The organism is Vibrio sp. Vb0937 (assembly GCF_033338855.1).
On record NZ_JAWOTK010000326.1, the window covers coordinates 1 to 1,180 of the forward strand.

1 protein-coding gene is annotated in these 1,180 nt (G+C 46.5%); it reads left to right on the plus strand.

Annotated elements, in window-relative coordinates; all coding sequences use genetic code 11:
• Nucleotides 1-255 precede the first annotated feature (255 nt).
• A partial coding sequence (locus tag R7P67_RS25445) for a PLP-dependent aminotransferase family protein (RefSeq protein WP_318086401.1) occupies nucleotides 256-1,180 on the plus strand: 925 nt, incomplete at its 3' end.

Genomic DNA, 1,180 nt, shown 5'->3' on the forward strand with positions numbered 1-1,180 from the left:
CTGGCTGGGTGATCCCAGCTGTGTACGCCTTTATGAGCACCTCGGTATGAGAGGTCATCCATAGTAAATACTTTCATCATTTTCTCCCGAAATAAAAGTCATACCTTTGAAAGTATGGAACATAAATTCTCACTTCGTATCGCGAATTGATATCACTAAGATTGATTAATTACGTTTCGAGATTGATAGTCGCGTTATCAGAATACGGGCGCGAAGTATGCTAAGGTTCGCTCGGTCGTGATAAATGAGGGAAACATGAACCGATACCGTCAACTGGCTGAGCTGTTCAAAACGCAGATTCAGCAAAACACATGGAGAGCAGGAGAAAAGCTGCCGTCAGTGCGTGTCACCAGCCGAAATCATTCCGTCAGCGCCGGAACGGTGTTACAAGCTTATCAGTTGCTCGAAGCGCAAGGCTGGGTCGCGGCAAAACCTCAGTCTGGCTACTTTGTTACCGCAGAGCTGGATCGTTTGGAACCGAGCCCTCCTGCGACCTCTGTTTATCGCTCTAACATCAATGATGAGCTTTACGACTACCTCAAAAATCAAGCGTCACCGGATGCGATGAAGTTCGGATCTGCCTTTCCAGATCCTGCGTTGTTTCCATTGGATGCGTTGAATCGCAATCTGGCCAGTTCTGGTAGGAAGATGGGGCCAGAGACGTTATTGGATAACTTACCGCCAGGCTCTGAATCACTGCGTCGTTTGATTGCTCAACGTTACATTCAACAAGGTATGGTGTTAACCCATGATGACATTGTCATTACTTCAGGGGCGTTAGAAGCGTTGAATTTGAGCCTTCAGGCCGTGACACAACCGGGAGATACTATCGTGGTTGAATCGCCAACATTTTACGGAGCGCTTCAAGCGATAGAACGTTTGGGCTTAAAGGCGATAGAAATCTCAGTAGACCCGCGCATCGGGCACTCTTTGCAACAAATTGAAGCGGCTTTTACTGGCCATGATGTTCGCGCGTGTTGGTTGATGACGAACTTTCACAACCCAACCGGAACATCATTAAATGATGAGCAGAAGCAGCGTATCGTCGAGCTTGCTGATAAACACGATGTGTATTTGATTGAAGACGATGTGTATTCAGAGCTCTTCTTTTCTAACAAGAAACCAAGTTCGCTGAGAACTTTTGATACACAAGAACGTGTGTTGCATTGCGGATCATTTT